At 39.3% G+C, this 15,717-nt stretch carries 13 protein-coding genes and 1 pseudogene; 5 read left to right on the top strand and 9 right to left on the bottom strand.

Annotation, left to right across the window (positions count from 1 at the left end):
* Positions 1 to 310 precede the first annotated feature (310 nt).
* Positions 311 to 1,288, top strand: a pseudogene (intI2, locus tag PSF42_RS19820) (class 2 integron integrase IntI2).
* A 187-nt stretch (positions 1,289 to 1,475) separates the two neighbouring features.
* On the opposite strand, the gene PSF42_RS19815 reads toward intI2, so the two are convergent.
* Both PSF42_RS19815 and PSF42_RS19810 read right to left on the bottom strand, forming a co-directional pair.
* A complete protein-coding gene (locus tag PSF42_RS19815; protein ID WP_001353740.1) occupies positions 1,476 to 1,715 on the bottom strand; it encodes a BrxA family protein in 240 nt (79 codons plus the stop codon).
* A 445-nt stretch (positions 1,716 to 2,160) separates the two neighbouring features.
* Positions 2,161 to 2,286 (bottom strand): hypothetical protein, encoded by a 126-nt coding sequence (locus tag PSF42_RS19810; protein WP_272680532.1) that lies wholly within the window; start codon positions 2,284 to 2,286, stop codon positions 2,161 to 2,163.
* Between the two features lie 150 nt (positions 2,287 to 2,436).
* On the opposite strand from PSF42_RS19810, the gene PSF42_RS19805 reads away from it, so the two are divergent.
* Positions 2,437 to 3,735, top strand: a complete 1,299-nt coding sequence (locus PSF42_RS19805) for an SLC13 family permease (protein WP_125893824.1) — start codon at positions 2,437 to 2,439, stop codon at positions 3,733 to 3,735.
* Between the two features lie 90 nt (positions 3,736 to 3,825).
* Here the strand turns inward: PSF42_RS19805 and PSF42_RS19800 are convergent, their stop codons facing one another.
* From PSF42_RS19800 to PSF42_RS19785, 4 genes are all read right to left on the bottom strand, one after another.
* The gene (locus PSF42_RS19800) at positions 3,826 to 4,710 is read right to left on the bottom strand and encodes a hypothetical protein (protein WP_272680531.1); all 885 of its coding nucleotides are present in this window, start codon (positions 4,708 to 4,710) and stop codon (positions 3,826 to 3,828) included.
* Positions 4,711 to 4,897: 187 nt separating this feature from the next.
* Positions 4,898 to 5,872, bottom strand: coding sequence for a sugar phosphate isomerase/epimerase family protein (locus PSF42_RS19795; RefSeq protein WP_272680530.1), 975 nt, complete (start codon positions 5,870 to 5,872; stop codon positions 4,898 to 4,900).
* 22 nt (positions 5,873 to 5,894) lie between these two features.
* Entirely contained in the window at positions 5,895 to 7,148 is a 1,254-nt protein-coding gene (locus tag PSF42_RS19790; RefSeq protein WP_125893818.1) for an MFS transporter, read from the bottom strand.
* 29 nt (positions 7,149 to 7,177) lie between these two features.
* Positions 7,178 to 7,555, bottom strand: coding sequence for a RidA family protein (locus tag PSF42_RS19785; protein WP_166267208.1), 378 nt, complete (start codon positions 7,553 to 7,555; stop codon positions 7,178 to 7,180).
* A gap of 191 nt (positions 7,556 to 7,746) precedes the next feature.
* On the opposite strand from PSF42_RS19785, the gene PSF42_RS19780 reads away from it, so the two are divergent.
* Positions 7,747 to 8,394 carry a helix-turn-helix transcriptional regulator gene (locus PSF42_RS19780; RefSeq protein ID WP_125893814.1) on the top strand — a complete coding sequence of 216 codons (648 nt, stop codon included), beginning with the start codon at positions 7,747 to 7,749 and terminating at the stop codon, positions 8,392 to 8,394.
* 297 nt (positions 8,395 to 8,691) lie between these two features.
* Here PSF42_RS19780 and PSF42_RS19775 read toward each other — a convergent pair whose 3' ends face one another.
* Complete coding sequence (locus PSF42_RS19775; protein ID WP_272680529.1) at positions 8,692 to 9,261, bottom strand: TetR/AcrR family transcriptional regulator; 570 nt, start codon at positions 9,259 to 9,261, stop codon at positions 8,692 to 8,694.
* A 95-nt stretch (positions 9,262 to 9,356) separates the two neighbouring features.
* Here PSF42_RS19775 and PSF42_RS19770 point away from each other — a divergent pair, with 95 nt between their 5' ends.
* On the top strand, positions 9,357 to 10,862 hold the full coding sequence (locus tag PSF42_RS19770; RefSeq protein ID WP_272680528.1) for an MFS transporter: 1,506 nt from the start codon (positions 9,357 to 9,359) through the stop codon (positions 10,860 to 10,862).
* 39 nt (positions 10,863 to 10,901) lie between these two features.
* Here PSF42_RS19770 and PSF42_RS19765 read toward each other — a convergent pair whose 3' ends face one another.
* Entirely contained in the window at positions 10,902 to 12,311 is a 1,410-nt protein-coding gene (locus PSF42_RS19765) for an MFS transporter (protein WP_272680527.1), read from the bottom strand.
* A 75-nt stretch (positions 12,312 to 12,386) separates the two neighbouring features.
* Here PSF42_RS19765 and PSF42_RS19760 point away from each other — a divergent pair, with 75 nt between their 5' ends.
* Entirely contained in the window at positions 12,387 to 13,049 is a 663-nt protein-coding gene (locus PSF42_RS19760; protein ID WP_272680526.1) for a helix-turn-helix transcriptional regulator, read from the top strand.
* 37 nt (positions 13,050 to 13,086) lie between these two features.
* Here PSF42_RS19760 and PSF42_RS19755 read toward each other — a convergent pair whose 3' ends face one another.
* Positions 13,087 to 15,600 (bottom strand): penicillin G acylase, encoded by a 2,514-nt coding sequence (locus tag PSF42_RS19755; RefSeq protein WP_272680525.1) that lies wholly within the window; start codon positions 15,598 to 15,600, stop codon positions 13,087 to 13,089.
* Positions 15,601 to 15,717: the final 117 nt, after the last annotated feature.

Here is a 15,717-nt window from a genome sequence, read left to right as displayed (position 1 = left end):
ATTTTATTAGTAAGCATGCTCGTTTTGTCACCCGCTGATGCTTACCGTTAATTAATATAATCACTTGTATTAAATAGACTTTCTTTAAAAATACAAGACACTCTGTTATTACAAATCGTGCATGCCGTCTATCCTGCTTGCACGATGCACATTATCTCACCCAAAGAACTCATAACATTTTAATTTATTTAGCATTAAATTAAAACTCTACCGGTAAACAAGCATCTCTAGGCGTAAAAAACAGGCACTTTTTTAAATCCCAGCTAGAATAGGCTGTATAGGCAGACAGTTGCAAGACAAGGAGCGTTTTATGTCTAACAGTCCATTTTTAAATTCTATACGCACGGATATGCGACAAAAAGGTTATGCGCTGAAAACTGAAAAAACTTACCTGCACTGGATTAAGCGTTTTATTCTGTTTCACAAAAAACGTCATCCTCAGACCATGGGCAGTGAAGAGGTCAGGCTGTTTTTATCCAGCTTAGCAAACAGCAGACATGTAGCCATAAACACGCAGAAAATCGCTTTAAATGCCCTAGCTTTTTTGTACAACAGGTTTTTACAACAGCCGTTGGGCGATATTGATTATATCCCTGCAAGCAAGCCTAGACGGCTACCCTCTGTTATCTCTGCAAATGAAGTGCAACGCATTTTGCAGGTTATGGATACTCGCAACCAAGTTATTTTTACGCTGCTGTATGGTGCAGGTTTGCGCATTAATGAATGCTTGCGTTTGCGGGTTAAAGATTTTGATTTTGATAATGGCTGCATCACTGTGCATGACGGTAAGGGTGGGAAAAGCAGAAACAGCCTACTGCCCACGCGCCTAATCCCAGCAATAAAATAACTCATTGAGCAAGCGCGGCTTATTCAGCAAGACGACAACTTACAAGGCGTAGGGCCATCGCTGCCTTTTGCTTTAGATCACAAATACCCTTCTGCTTATCGACAAGCGGCGTGGATGTTTGTCTTTCCCTCCAGCACGCTCTGCAACCACCCGTATAACGGCAAATTATGCCGCCATCATCTGCATGACTCCGTTGCGCGAAAGGCATTGAAGGCAGCCGTACAAAAAGCAGGCATCGTTAGCAAGCGTGTCACTTGTCATACATTTCGTCACTCGTTTGCTACGCATCTATTACAAGCGGGGCGTGATATTCGCACTGTGCAAGAACTCTTAGGGCATAACGATGTTAAGACCACGCAAATCTATACGCATGTGTTGGGTCAGCATTTTGCCGGCACCACCAGTCCTGCGGATGGACTGATGCTACTTATCAATCAGTAAAAGTAGATAAATATCTTTATGTAGCCCTGAGTAGCCCCTGATACTTTTTATGGTGAAAAAGATAAACAATCATAGAGGGGATAAATATGAGCCAGTTCTACCATTGTTCAGATAAGTTTAAGCAAGATACTGTCAATCACAGTGACCATTCATGGTCATTACACTTCCTCCAGTTGCCAGACAATGCCTAACATAAAAACGCAAAAGCCCAAAAGTCAGAGCTTAGGTGTTCTAGGCGTTTTCTAAGCGCTGAAGAAATACGTCTTACCGTAGATTGCGTGCGTTTCTGAAGCACATTTTCCTTATACATGGCTTTATCCCAGGCAGCTTCATCAAGCTCTTGGAGTAACAAGCCAGTAATAATGCGACACTCTCGGGTTTGTAGCGAGCCGCTGGTGAGATCGGAGTTATAGCGGAAAGGGGTCATTTGTAATTATTTGTGGGTGGAGGATAGTTAACTTATTATTGTAGTTGGAAGAGGCTGCTTTCCAAACATTAGCACCTCGTAATGCTTGTTACTGTATATTAATTTATGCTCTTAGCGCATGTTAATGGGCTATTACAATGCATAATGTCCACATCAAGATAACTGTGGCTTAACACCTGTACAAGCGAAAAAAATCAATCACCTGTCCGGAAATACGGGATCACTGTAAAGTGTTGGTGAGGCAGTCTAGGAGGGGGATTTAATTTGGGATACTGATGAAAGGATTATGATCAGTTGGATATAGGATCGTACTAAGCTGAGCGGCAGGTTAGCTAGATTAGTTAACCAGATAAGTGAAATCTAGTTCCAAACTATTTTGTCATTTTTAATTTTCGTATTAGCTTACGACGCTACACCCAGTTCCCATCTATTTTGTCACTCTTCCCTAAATAATCCTTAAAAACTCCATTTCCACCCCTCCCAGTTCCCAACTATTTTGTCCGCCCACACCAGCCGGTGTCACTTTAAAAGTACACCGGCTTTTTATTGCCCCTTTATTCTTATTGGCCATTAAATTTTCCCCATTAAGCTATAACAATCCGATGTTTATTAGTTGATTGGGTATGCATCTATTCGCTATCAATTTCACGTATACTTAATTTTCTTGATGCAGTATTGAGCAATAATAAACAACAATAAAAACCAGCAGAAGGTGACGTGGATGGCAGAGATTGAATGGTTGAGTGCGGTTGTCATCGCAATCACGATAGGTTTTTGGGCAACAGGAAAACTACCAGAATATTTAGTCGCATTACTGTTTTTAGCGGCAGCGGCATGTTTACATCTAGCACCAACTAATGTGATTTTCTCGGGGTTCACCTCAGAAGCATTTTGGCTCGTTTTAAGCGGCTTTATTCTTGGGTTTGCCATCAATAAAGTGGGGCTGGCGGAACGTATTGCGCAGCATATCTCAGGGCGTTTTACCAAATCCTGGCTCACACTGATCATTGGCGTGGTGATCCTCGCATATGGGTTGGCATTTATTATGCCGTCGAATATGGGACGAATTGCGTTGCTAATGCCAATTGTGATGGCAATTTCTGACAAAGTCGGATTAGAAAGTGGCAGCCGAGGTCGTATAGGGTTAGCGTTAGCTGTCGGGTTTGGTACATTTCAACTTTCGGCTACGATACTACCTGCTAACGTACCGAATCTAGTTATGGCTGGCGCAATAGAAACCACCTATGGAATAAAACTTTCTTATCTAAACTACCTATTTCTCCATATGCCTATTCTGGGGCTAATTAAAGGTGTTTTAGTCGTTTTATGTATCTATTTTCTATTTCCTGCCAAATTACAGCCGATGGCTGAACAAAAAAAATTACCGTCAATGAGCCGTAATGAGAAAAAATTAGGTCTTATTTTGGCAATAACCTTAATTTTTTGGATAACAGATACCACTCATGGTATTTCTCCTGCATGGGTTGGTTTAGTGGCTGCATGCTTATGTTTGCTGCCAAAAGTGGGGTTTGTGACCAATGATGAATTTGTTCAAGCGGTAAATATTCGCACTTGTATTTATGTGGCGGGGATTTTAAGCCTAGCAACATTAGTGAGTTATTCAAATGTTGGAATGGTAGTGGGTACTTACCTTCAAAAATTATTGCCATTGGATCCCAATAGCCCATTTGTGGATTTTGGTAGCTTAGTTGGATTGACCAGTGGGCTAAACTTTGTCGTAACGGCTAACGGTGTTCCTGCACTGTATACGCCGTTAGCTGAGTCCTTAGCAACGGCAACAGGATTACCATTGATGTCTGTCTTGATGATCCAAGTCATTGGTTATTCAACCCCCTTATTACCTTATCAAGCCTCTCCTATTGTCGTGGCAATGGGGATGGGGAAAGTTCCTTTAAAAGAGGGTATACGTTTATGTATTGTCTTGTTTATTTTGACGTTTTTTTTATTAGTTCCTATTGATTACCTTTGGTTTAAATTATTAGGCGTCATTCCATCCTGATCACTGATACCGTGTTTTACCAATATATTATGGTGATGATCCCCTTTAAATAACAAAGGGGATTTTTCTTTTTATCAACTAACGTCTATTTTATTTTCGGTAGCGATGATGGATTTCAATCGTTCCTATCGACATGGTGCGGTTGAGTCTTTTTGGTTGAGCAACAAAATCGGCATCAATTAAAAATAGATTATCGTGTCTGTCTTTTTTTACATTTCCGTCGGAGTTTGGATCAAAGATAATACGGCCTCGAGACTTGACGAAGTTATAAGCCTCTTCGCCTTTAATTTCAGAGCCCTTAATAAATTTAGTCACTAAAATGACATTGCCGTTCGTGAGCGTAATTGAACGTGCAAAATTAACATCTTGATTTATTTCATTTAGAACTCTGGCACAGCGATCGTACTTAGCATATTTATTGTATTCAAATATTAAATCACGATGGGGAATTTTAATCACAAAGTTACCAACGCGATAGGCGGTTCCATATTCTCCTTTACCAAGATAATTATGTCTATTAAGGGTAATTGTGCGATCTGAAGGGTGATTTTTAACTAAAAAAGTCGGTCGATGATTAGCCCCATATGCATCATTTTTAAAGGTGATATTAATATGGTTCAAGCTTTCGACGAATTTGTCTATTTCGATAGCTGTTGTCTTAGTAGCTATAGGTTTTATATCTACTTTTTGAGGTGCGAGAGTCTCACTTTTTTGTCTTTTCTGCGTGGTTTTTTCCGGTATTACCATCTCGGTGGGCGCTGCTTTTAAGGTGATGATGTTTGGCTGTATACTATTTTTACCTGGCTGTTTTATATCCGTTTTTTTTACATTATCTATTTTTTTCGGAAGTTTTAAGAGTGTATTCATCAGGCGGTGTATTCCTGCTAAAAACACATTTTTTTTGTTTTTAGGCCTAGCAATAGAAGATGGTTTGATTTCTATATATATTTGAAATAATTTATTTATATTAGTCATTCTTGCTCTCCTTTTTATATGAAAATATAAAAAATAGAGCGCTAAGGATATCAAAAATAGATTATTCTTCTCATATTGTAGTCGTTGACGACTCTATGAAAATAGATAAAAAAAGTCCGATAAGATTCGTCATGCTATCGGACTTATATTGATAAAAATTGAGAGTTGTTATAAACAACCGTTCAAATTATTTATTGAGAATAGCTTGAGCTTCTTGCTTTAATTCTTCAGCAATATTTCTCACAAAAGTCAGTTGATTCATTGCATCGGTCATCTCTTTTTCTAACCGTGCATCCAATCCTTCTGTTGGCATTGGCGTTTCACTTGCGCCACGATATGGGATCCATGGGTTATCCCCTTCATCATCAAAGCGAAAAGCAGGTGCGTAATAGTCAACTTCTTCTTCTAAGCCAAAGGATATGACTTGTGGTTTTTCATCACCTAAGCAAATTAGTTGTTTGACTAATTCTTTGAAAGGTACTTCGCCTTCACCTGAAAGGCTCGCTTTGTGACCAAATCCTTTTCCTTCAGGAAGGCGAACGGCATCTTTCATATGGACCTGAGTGATATTGCCTTTCATTTTATCAAAAGCTTCTAACGGTAGTTCATTAGCATTGAACATATTGCCGAAATCAAACAGCAATGAAAAATTAGGAAAATCAGCGTCTTCGACTAATTGATTAAGTTCATGGCTTTTTAGATCTTCATGTTGCTCGATAACAAACTTCAGGCCCGTGTGCTCATAAGTTTCTTTGATATACTGGATATCAGCTTTGACTTTTTTAAGTACATCTTGCAGATGACCTTCGTAGCGAGGGTAAAAGCGAATAGAGCTAGCACGTGTTTTTAGTGCAATGTGTACGGCTTCATCAATTGCATTGGCGGCAGAAGAACTCGTTTCAATTTTTAAATCGAGGTTATATTCCTTTGCTTTTTGTCCAAAAGCCTCTAATTGTGCATCACTCATGGTTTTTAGGGCTTTAGTTTCACCATCTTCAACATGAATCTTAGCGCCTGTTAAATGATGCTTTCTCGCTATTTCTAATAAGTCATCGGGTAAAATACGCTCTTTTCTCATGTTTAAATGGAAGGCATAAGCGTGGAGGTACAGTGGCATTGAATCAATACGATCAATAATTTTTTGTGCTTCGATGTTATTCATTTTTTCACCTGTAATGTCAATTCTATTCATTTTCTGTTGCTGCATTGATTTCGCGTTGTTTTATACGTTTAGTTAAAATTTTAGCGGTCACGAAACCTAACAAGCTAAACATGATCATCATGCCAAAAACAAAGTTATAGCCAGTTATACCAGGGTAGTTATCTAGGAAAGAGCCATAAATCGCGTAAGCAAACATCGCAGGCATATAACCAAGAATACAAGCAAATGCCATTGCAGAACCTGCATACTCACGTTTAGTTCCAATTTCTTCCATCGGGGCGAAGAAAATAGCTCTCTGGCTAAAAATAATAGCTCCGAAGCCTAATGTTGCCGCCATACCGAGATAAACATTCATATTTTCATGAGGTAACATCATGAATAAACCCATTGCGACGGCAGATAATAAGCAGGTGAACTGTAAGAACTTAGTAGGTGATTTAAATACTTTGTCCGATAAGAAACCACCAATAGGGCCTCCTACCATTTTTAGAGCATATTGGTTGATGATCCCGTAGGCACCCACTAATGCAATGGGTAACGCATAGATATCTTTCAAGAACGGGATGAAGTAAGTTAATCCACAATATGATGCATAGATAAAGAAAATAGTCATCGATGCAAGCCATAAGTTAGGACATTTAATGACGCTTTTTATCCCTTCAATAACTTGTTTATTTGCCTCTGATGAATTGTCTGCAACTTTTTTGTCATCATCGCTAACGATGAAATAAGTGATAACCCCAATAACCACGGTCACAATGGTGTAAAACATTAACCCAGCTTGCATACCTTCTTTGCCTTCACCGAACAGGACAAAGACATACAATGCACCGGAAGCAATAATGACGTCTACAATACCGCGTCCAGCCTCAAGGAAACCAAATAGGCGGCCTTGTTCTTTTTTATCACCGAGTAAGCGTACGGCTTTAAGTAGTACTGGCCAATAAATAACATCTGCAAACAATGCCATGACGGCAAAGGATATGAGATAACCGGTAAATGGCGGAAGAGTGGATAAGTATGCACCACAAAGCCCAACCCCAATTAACCCTACGGGTAGAAGGATTTTTTTCGAGAATCTATCTGCAATATATAGTGATGAGAATAGACCAATGGTTTGAACAATAGTGTAAACCGTAAAACCAAAGCCAATTTGGGCATTTGTTAGTCCCCAATCTTGCTGCATAGGAACGTAAAAAACATCTTTCATACTGGATAATTTAAAAATAGTACCAGCACCAAGAATGAGAAAACTGAGTCTTATCCACTTATTCATAAATCCGCCTTAATTATTATATTTAGCGTTTATTGCTTCAAAACGATCGCTTCAACTTCTATTAATACGTCTTTTGGAAGGCGAGAAACTTCTACGCAGGAACGAGCGGGGTAGATACCTTCAGAGAAATAGGATTGATAGACACCATTAAAGGTAACGAAATTATTCATATCACTGATGAAGCAGGTGGTTTTGACCACGTCATCCATAGAATATCCGGCAGCTTCAACAACGGCTTTTAGGTTTTTCATGACTTGATTTGTTTGTGTGGTGATGTCGGCACCAACGACAGAGCCATCTTCATGATGGAAAGGGCAGCAGCCCGAGATATAAACGCTATTGCCAACTTTTCGGGCTTGGGAATAAGGGCCGATGGCTTTAGGGGCATTTTCAGTTGAAATAATCATTATTGGTTCCTTTGGTTGTTATCTTGACGCTGATGATTAAATCACAATCATATTTTCCCTTCCGTGATTATTGTTAATTTTTTGACTAAGTATAAAAAAATTATACTAGGGTGTATTTTTATGGATTAAGTATTGAAAAATTTACTCTAATTTATTAAAGTTATGGGAATTTAATCAGTGGGTTGTTGAGTATGGATATGAATATTAATTATGTTTTTACTGAGCAAGATCGAAAATTATTGCAGTCATACACCCCTATGATTGAGTGTCTCGGTGAGTTTTTGGGGCCATATTGCGAAGTTGTTTTGCATAGTTTTGAAGATTTACACAGTTCCGTGATCCACATTGCTAATGGGCATCTAACAGGGAGAACACTTGGAGCTCCTGCAACGAATATTGCGCTAGAGAAATTAGCTGGCTTTAAAAAGAATCATTCATCTTGGGAAGTGTATTTTAATGCTAAAAGTATTCGCCCATTTCGCTCGTCTTCAACCTTAATTGTGAATTTAGATAACCAGCCGATTGGTATGGTTTGTATGAATTGGGCATTAGATATGCCAATGAATGCGATGGTTGATTTGATGGGCGGGGGGAACAATTCTAAAAATGAAAACTTTTCGCAAGATGTTAATAAATTAATTATGGATCATCTTGAACCCATTAAAAATACGATCTATTTAAATAAAAACATTCCAAGTAAAAATAAAAACTTTGAAATCATTAAAGAACTCCATGACTGTGGTATGTTTGAATTTTCTGCTGCGCATAAAATTGTGTCTGTCGAATTAGGGATTAGCTCAGCGACAATATATAAGCATCTTAGAAAAATAAATTCGTAATATAGATAATAAAAATAGCCCGGTAAATTTTTACTGGGTCTTATATTTAACAAAATAAAAGCTTACTCTTTTCATTGTATCTTGTTATTAATATATCTTTTCCATTTTCTAAGGTGATATTTTGCGTGAATCGATTGTCATCCATTGGTAATTTTTTGTTTTATTTTTATGTGTTTCGTTAAAAACGTTCTTGTTTATATCTGATTTTTTAAATGTCCTTTTTAAGGAGTGTATGGAACGATTGTTTTTTATTTTATTTTATAACTAAATTATTTTTTATTATTAGTAAGTTTATCATTATTGGTTATTCCTATAGTCGATCTTAAACTGACCTTTTAATAAACTTTCCAAATCACTAAATATAGATTGCCATTCATTATCATTAATTTCCATAAATCCCATATAGCGCAGCATAAAAGCGCCTTCAGTGGCTAGAAAAACAATTCTGGCCTGTTTACCTTTTTCTGTTGAGGTGTCTAACTTAGCAAGCCGTTCACGGTACCAAGTACGCGTACTTTCCAGATATTCAGGGGTTTGTAATAAGGATGCCATTAAAGAAGCGCCTTTTGCCATCGAGACTTTGTCGTGCTGGTGGGTCGCTTGCATATGCGCAAAAATTTTCCCTTCGGGGGAGTTATCTTGTTCAATTGTTTGATTGAAAATTTCATCATAGGACTGGCCCCAACGCTCAAACATTGCATCGATTAAGGCATCTTTATTGCCAAAACAGTACTGAACACCGCCTTTGGAAATCCCCATTGCTTTGGCGACTGCATCGATTGTGAGTGCTGTAGCACCTTGCTGTAGAACAATGTCTTCAGCGGCATCAAGTAATTTTTCTCTATCGATTGTTCGTTGACGTCCCATTTAGAAAAACCCCTTTTCAATACGCGCGTATGGATTTATATTGTAGCACGATCAGCACAGAAATCATGATCAAATAAACTCATTGAGAGAATTTTATGTTAACCGATTATAAGCGCTGGATAGTGCTTCTATTAGTTTCAAGTGTACTATTTCTTATCGTTATTGATGTCACTGTACTGTATACCGCTTTACCTAAATTAACCCATGACTTAGGCGCTACGTCATCTGAAAAACTGTGGATAATGAATGCTTACCCACTGGTGGTCGCTGGTTTATTACCTGCGGCAGGGATGCTAAGTGATAAAGTCGGTCACAAGCAAATGTTTTTGTTGGGGTTACCTCTGTTTGGGATGGCTTCATTGTGTGCTGCATTTTCACCAACAGCAACAAGTTTGATTTTGTCTCGCGGCTTTTTGGCTGTAGGTGCCGCAGTAAGTATGCCTGCCACTCTTGCGATTGTAAGACATATTTTTTTAGACCCGAAAGAAAGAGCTCTCGCTATTGGAATATGGTCAGCAGTTGCGTCAGGTGGGGCGGCAATTGGCCCATTGATTGGCGGTGTTTTACTTAATCATTTCTGGTGGGGCTCTGTTTTTCTCATTAATGTGCCGGTTGTTTTATTGGTTATTCCGTTTGCGTGTTATTTGATCCCTAAATGCGGTGGTAACAGTGATAAAAAAATTGATATTTTAGGTTCTATTTTAGTCTTAATTGGTCTAATTGGCGTTATTTATGCGTTGAAGGAGCTTGGTAAACCTTATACAGACTGGCCAGCAGTATTGGTTTCAGGCGTGATTGGGGTTTTATTTTTGGTGGTATTTAGAAATCGACAAATTAAATCTACATCACCCATGATTGATTTCACGCTATTAAAGCACCCTAAATTCAATGCAGGGCTGATGATGGCGGTTTTATCCATTGTAGTTATTGTTGGTGTCGAGTTATTACTAAGTCAACGTCTACAGCTGGTTTTGGGTTATACCCCGTTTGAGGCAGCGTTATATATCATTCCAATTCCATTGGCTTCGGTGGTAGCTGCACCATTGGCTGGTATGTGTCTTCATAAATTTGGTGAAGTAAAACTCACTGTTTTCGGGTTTACTTGTACATTAATGGGTGTCGTTGGTTTAACGATGGTGTACCAAACCTCGACAGGTATTCTGTTACTTTCATTCCTCTTTTTGATAGGTTTTGGTCTTGGTGCAATATTCACGACGGCATCAACGACAGTGATGTTAAATGCCCCTGATGAAAAAGCGGGCATGGCAGCGTCAATTGAAGAAATTGCTTATGAAATTGGCAGTGTTTTAGGCGTAACGTTTATGGGGGGACTAATGAGTGCTATCTATACGTTAAAACTATCACTGCCCGAAGGTATAACTGTCAGTGATAAAGTTTATGACAGTATTGATGAGGCCTTATTAGTTTCTGAATCACTGCCAGCTAATAATGCATCCGTATTGATAAATCAGGCCAATATTGCTTTTGATCATGCATTCTTAGGGGTGATGGTGGCAACTATTTTTGTTCTGCTGATCAGTATTATTGTTCTGCCTTATTTTTTACGTTCGCAAAAGGGATTACCAAACTCATTAGAGTGATTTTTTATGTAAAAGGGAGCTTAGGCTCCCTTTTACACTTTATTTTATTTTTCGGATTAATATAGTTGCGAGTAATGGGCTAATCGCAAATAGAGTGAATAACCAGATTGACGCTTGTTGTGCTCCCACGATCCCCCCGGGGGTAATTAACCCACTGTTATTGACGACAACTCCCACTAAGGCGGCAGATAGTGCAGTTGCATACAATTGAATAGTAATAATGGATGATGATGCGAGGTTTTCCTCTCCCTCTGGCGCATTTTTAAAAACTCGCAATACGAGATGAGGCCAACACACTCCGATCCCTAGTCCCACCCCAGCCATGGCGATGAGATAAATAACGAATAGTGGCCATGACTCTATAAGCTGTTGATTATGCGTTAAAATAGCAAGGGAAATTAAAGAAATTAATATGATGATCGGCCCTGTGCGAATAATTCGGATAACAATCGCCCCCGTTTTATTGGCACTAAAGAGCGCCCCGATGGTCCAACCTGCGGCCATTATTGCGGTTAAATAACCCGCAGTGAGTGGAGAAAACTGATGGATGGTTTGTAAGAAATAAGGGACATAAATTTCTGTTGTCATGCCTCCAACTAACAAACACATGGTTAAAAATATGACGCCAAGTGGGCTTTTGAGTGAATAGGACCCAGTTGGTAATAAACGTCTGTCATTTTTGCCGTCAAGTAAGGCAATAGTTAGCAGTATGGCTAGGCCAATTAACAAACCAATAAGGTTTATAAATAAACTTTCAGACAAACTTCCAATTGAAATAGCAAGAACGGATATCACTAACAAAGAAATCGCTAAGAATGGAACTTTGCTGGTTTTTGGTGTTTGAGTTTGTTTTTTAGGAAGCTGATTGATGACAATGAGTGCGAGAAAAACAGCGACAGGCAGTAAAGCCCAAAATGCCCAACGCCAGTGGCCACTTTCTGCAAAAATCCCCCCAATTGCAGGGCCACAGAGTGTTGCTATTCCCCACATCCCCGAAACAACGCCCATGGCTCGGGACCATAAGTTTTCGGTAAAGACAATGCGAATCAATGCATAGCTAAGAGCAAATAGAATACCGCCACCCAGCCCTTGCAATGCTCTGCCACCAAGTAATACCAGCATTGATGGGGATGCTGCACACCAAATAGACCCCAAAGAGAAGAGAATAAGTGCGAATAAATAGGAATATTTAGGCCCAAAACGGTCTAATACCTTGCTGGAAAGCGCTGAACCGACAATGGATGTTGCTACAAATAAAGTGGTATTCCATGCGTAATATTCGAGACCACCAATATCGTTAACGACACTAGGCAATATGGTTGTTACGATATAAATATTGATAGCATGTAGTGCAACACCTCCAGTTAGGGCAATAGTGAGTAATGCATTAGTGCCACTGAGTAAATCAGCCCATTTGGCTTGAGGTATGGTTGATGTTTCATTGCTCATAAGAGAGACCCGCTAGACGGAATAGTGGAAAAAGAGGTATTATCCAAGTAATAGCTTGGATAATAGAGTCGCATAATGATTAATGCAAGTAATTACTTTGATAATTTAAATTTGACACAGGCCGTGGATAAGGTTCTTTTTTGTATCAAAACTAAAGGGCCAATTTCTACCGCTGTGATCGCAAATGATTTAAATATGACCGGAGAAGCTGCAAGGCAGCACATCCAAAAACTGACTTCATTAGGGTTAGTTGAAGGTGCGCAGTGCTTATCGCAAACCGGGGCAGGACGACCTCGACAAAATTGGGTGTTAACGGAGTTGGGGCATCAACGCTTTCCAGATACACATGCACAGCTTGCTCTTCAATTGATTGATTCCGTTCGTACTATTTTTGGCGATGAAGGCCTAGAAAAGCTGATTAACCAAAGGGAAATGGAAAGCCGAGAAAAATATTTAACCCGTTGTAAAAATTTACCATTAGTTGAGCGGCTTGAAGCATTGGCTGAAGTGCGTAGCGAAGAAGGGTATATGGCGAAGGTTGAGCAAGATGGTGACAGTTGGTTGTTTATCGAAAACCATTGTCCAATTTGTGCAGCAGCCACTGCTTGCCAAAACTTTTGTCGTTCAGAATTGACGTTGTTCAGTGAGATTGTGGGTGATAATGGTACCATTGAACGCGAACAGTACTTATTAAATGGAGCTGGGCGCTGTGTTTATCGTGTGAAGGTTAAAAGCTAAATACCGAGATACCTTGGTATTTAGCTTAATAATAGTATTATCTCTCAATTATTAGTGTTTCCGTTGACTCAATATGTGGTGCCAGCTCTTCGCTGTTAAGCCATAACGGTTTCTTACCAAATTGCTGATATAAAGCGAGTTGGTCTTGGTAGTGAGGCGAAGGTTTTCCTTGCAGGGAGATAAAGCCACTTTGCCCTGGAGCTACAACGTCCCATGCACTCACCCCTTCTTCGGTAAACACGATTAAGTCGTTTTCAGTTCCCCTATTATGGTATTCATTTTGATGGAAATTTTCTTGAGGTAAGGCTTGTGGTATACCAAAAAAATTATTTTCACGGAAGGTTAATGCCGTGGCTGGTGTTTGCCAATTAGCCGGGTTATCACCGTATTTTTCTATCATTTTTTGGTAAGTGGTATTCAAAGCCTTTCTAATAACATCATTCTGCGGTTGTCCTGAAAATAAATCGATAGACTGAGGCATGGGGGATTTATCTTCTAAGAGAGATTCATACAGTAATTTTGCACCTGTACTGATATTTAATGACCCTGTTGGGCCTTCTTGCGTCGTCTCATAACCACTCGCTAGGTACCATTTATCAAATGGAGCAGGGACGGTTTGGCCTAGGGTGGCTTTAAGCATTTCTTTTAACCAGATATCGAGGATAGCAGACCCTGGGTGAATATAATGTTTTCTATCACTTGATAACTGGTTTATGCCATCCCATTGCTGGAGCATGGACACTAATTTGACGCTACTGTCATTTGATGGCAAACCTTGTGTCGCTTGAGTTAGAAATGGTGTAAATAAGCGATGATTAAGGTCGACACGGCTAGTTTGCTGTAAAATCGCCCACATATCATCAGCCGTTAACTTATCATAGGCTTCAATGCGGTTATCGATTTCTGTCACCCTATCTGCACTGCCCCATAAGAAGGCAAATAAGTCGCTAGCGGGGTAATTTTTAGCTGGGGAGTTATTCCAGTTGGCGATATAACCTGATTTGGGGTTATACACTTTTGGGTTATTAGCAAAAGGTTGTATACCTTTCCAGTCCCATTCTCCCGTGCCTGATACTGGTAAACGAGGATCATGGTTTATTTGGCGATCGGGGTAGTGTCCGGTATGGACATAGCCAATGTTTCCATCTTTATCTGCATAATACCAATTGATCGTCAGTGCTTGATTTTGTGCTTGGTCTAGCCATTGCTGCCAGTTTTGTGCTTGCCCTTGCTTTACCCAAGCCATTAAGGATGTAAGCTCCTTGCCATCCCATGCGCGAGCTTTGCTGTAGGCGGTGTGAGTTGTCTTATCTCGTTTAACCACATTACCGTGCACAGTACGGTATATTTTAAAAGTAATGGGTTGTTCACCTTTTACATTCAATGTCTCTTGGCGAGAAAGCATTTTTTTCCACTGCCCTTGGTGGAAGTAGCTATTCGGGTCTTCAGGTGAAACTTGTTCTGCAAATATATCAACACCGTCACCAAACCCAGCGGTAGAACCCCAAGATATATGTCCATTATGGCCGAATAAAATCGCGGGATAAGCAAACGGTGTATTTCCGACAATATTAAACCCTGCCCCATGTAAGCCGATACCGTATGTATAGGCTGGGTTAAACCAACCAAACTGTGGGCCATTAAGTAAAATGGCTTTTGCGCCAGAAGCTTTTGTTTTTCCAACAAGCCAAACATTGCTGGTGGTTGGATAGCCAGCTAGCCCATTCGCACCACTTTGTTCATATTGCTTAGCGATTAACGCATTATTTTCTTGAGAAGAAAGCGCAATGACTTTTCCAGTTGTATCTTTGGCTGTGCGTTCAAACATGGGAGCAGTAAGTCGGTAATCACTAATTTGATTCAATTGAGATATATTTTTTGTTTTTTGTGAATCTGAATAGGTGAACTCTTCTGATGATATTGTTGTTGGCGCATTGGGATTATTAAGCCAATTAATTTGGTTAAAGAACTCTACTCCCAATTGTTCACCATACTTATCTTTAAGCGCAGTGAGTAATGCTAGATTATCAATTTCACTATTCATATCGGAAAAGCGGTTTGCCATTGTACCGACCATAATCATAGCAACATCAAAACTCGTCCATTGGGATGGCAAAAAATCATAGTCAATGAACTGTTTTGGCATTAAGTCATCTGGTTTAGTATTGATTTGTTTAATCCATGCATTCATACCATCTGCATACCCTCTTAAAATATCTTGTTCTTGGGAGGGTAACTGAGTGATTTGTTTATGGATAGAATCAGGCCAATAGTTGTTTCTGATTTCTTTATCAAAAGAAATATAATCCTTACCTAATACTTCAGAAACAGTACCTTGGGTACTGCGTTTGGCCATTTCCATTTGGAATAATCGGTCCTGTGCCACAGCATAGCCGTACCCATAGAACAGGCTATAAGTATCATTGGCATAAATATGAGGGACGCCATAATTATCTCGTTCAATTTTAATTTGAGTTGATTGAGAAAATGATGACAGTGATAAGGAGCTTAAACTTAGAACAATAGCGATTGAGATGAGGTGTTTTTTCATTTATTGAGTCCCATGTTGTTGTTATTTTTCGAGACTATCATTATTATAATGTTAATAAATAGTTAATTTGTGGTTAACTGTTAATATATGAACCACGATCACATAAAAAGATACATA

It is taken from the genome of Providencia sp. PROV032 (assembly GCF_028484875.1).
Taxonomy (GTDB): domain Bacteria; phylum Pseudomonadota; class Gammaproteobacteria; order Enterobacterales; family Enterobacteriaceae; genus Providencia; species Providencia rettgeri_E.
The sequence above is the reverse complement of the archived record's forward strand: the minus strand, read 5'-3'. Positions and strand labels throughout refer to the sequence as shown.

What these genes read in the sequence shown, in the direction of transcription:
- PSF42_RS19775 (WP_272680529.1), bottom strand. Translation starts at nt 9,261, where the DNA reads ATGGGACGTCAACGAACAATCGATAGAGAAAAATTACTTGATGCCGCT.
- PSF42_RS19760 (WP_272680526.1), top strand. Translation starts at nt 12,387, where the DNA reads ATGATTAATGCAAGTAATTACTTTGATAATTTAAATTTGACACAGGCC.
- PSF42_RS19815 (WP_001353740.1), bottom strand. Translation starts at nt 1,715, where the DNA reads ATGACCCCTTTCCGCTATAACTCCGATCTCACCAGCGGCTCGCTACAA.
- PSF42_RS19785 (WP_166267208.1), bottom strand. Translation starts at nt 7,555, where the DNA reads ATGATTATTTCAACTGAAAATGCCCCTAAAGCCATCGGCCCTTATTCC.
- PSF42_RS19795 (WP_272680530.1), bottom strand. Translation starts at nt 5,872, where the DNA reads ATGAATAACATCGAAGCACAAAAAATTATTGATCGTATTGATTCAATG.
- PSF42_RS19790 (WP_125893818.1), bottom strand. Translation starts at nt 7,148, where the DNA reads ATGAATAAGTGGATAAGACTCAGTTTTCTCATTCTTGGTGCTGGTACT.
- PSF42_RS19755 (WP_272680525.1), bottom strand. Translation starts at nt 15,600, where the DNA reads ATGAAAAAACACCTCATCTCAATCGCTATTGTTCTAAGTTTAAGCTCC.
- PSF42_RS19765 (WP_272680527.1), bottom strand. Translation starts at nt 12,311, where the DNA reads ATGAGCAATGAAACATCAACCATACCTCAAGCCAAATGGGCTGATTTA.
- PSF42_RS19770 (WP_272680528.1), top strand. Translation starts at nt 9,357, where the DNA reads ATGTTAACCGATTATAAGCGCTGGATAGTGCTTCTATTAGTTTCAAGT.
- PSF42_RS19805 (WP_125893824.1), top strand. Translation starts at nt 2,437, where the DNA reads ATGGCAGAGATTGAATGGTTGAGTGCGGTTGTCATCGCAATCACGATA.
- PSF42_RS19800 (WP_272680531.1), bottom strand. Translation starts at nt 4,710, where the DNA reads ATGACTAATATAAATAAATTATTTCAAATATATATAGAAATCAAACCA.
- PSF42_RS19780 (WP_125893814.1), top strand. Translation starts at nt 7,747, where the DNA reads ATGGATATGAATATTAATTATGTTTTTACTGAGCAAGATCGAAAATTA.
- PSF42_RS19810 (WP_272680532.1), bottom strand. Translation starts at nt 2,286, where the DNA reads ATGGCCAATAAGAATAAAGGGGCAATAAAAAGCCGGTGTACTTTTAAA.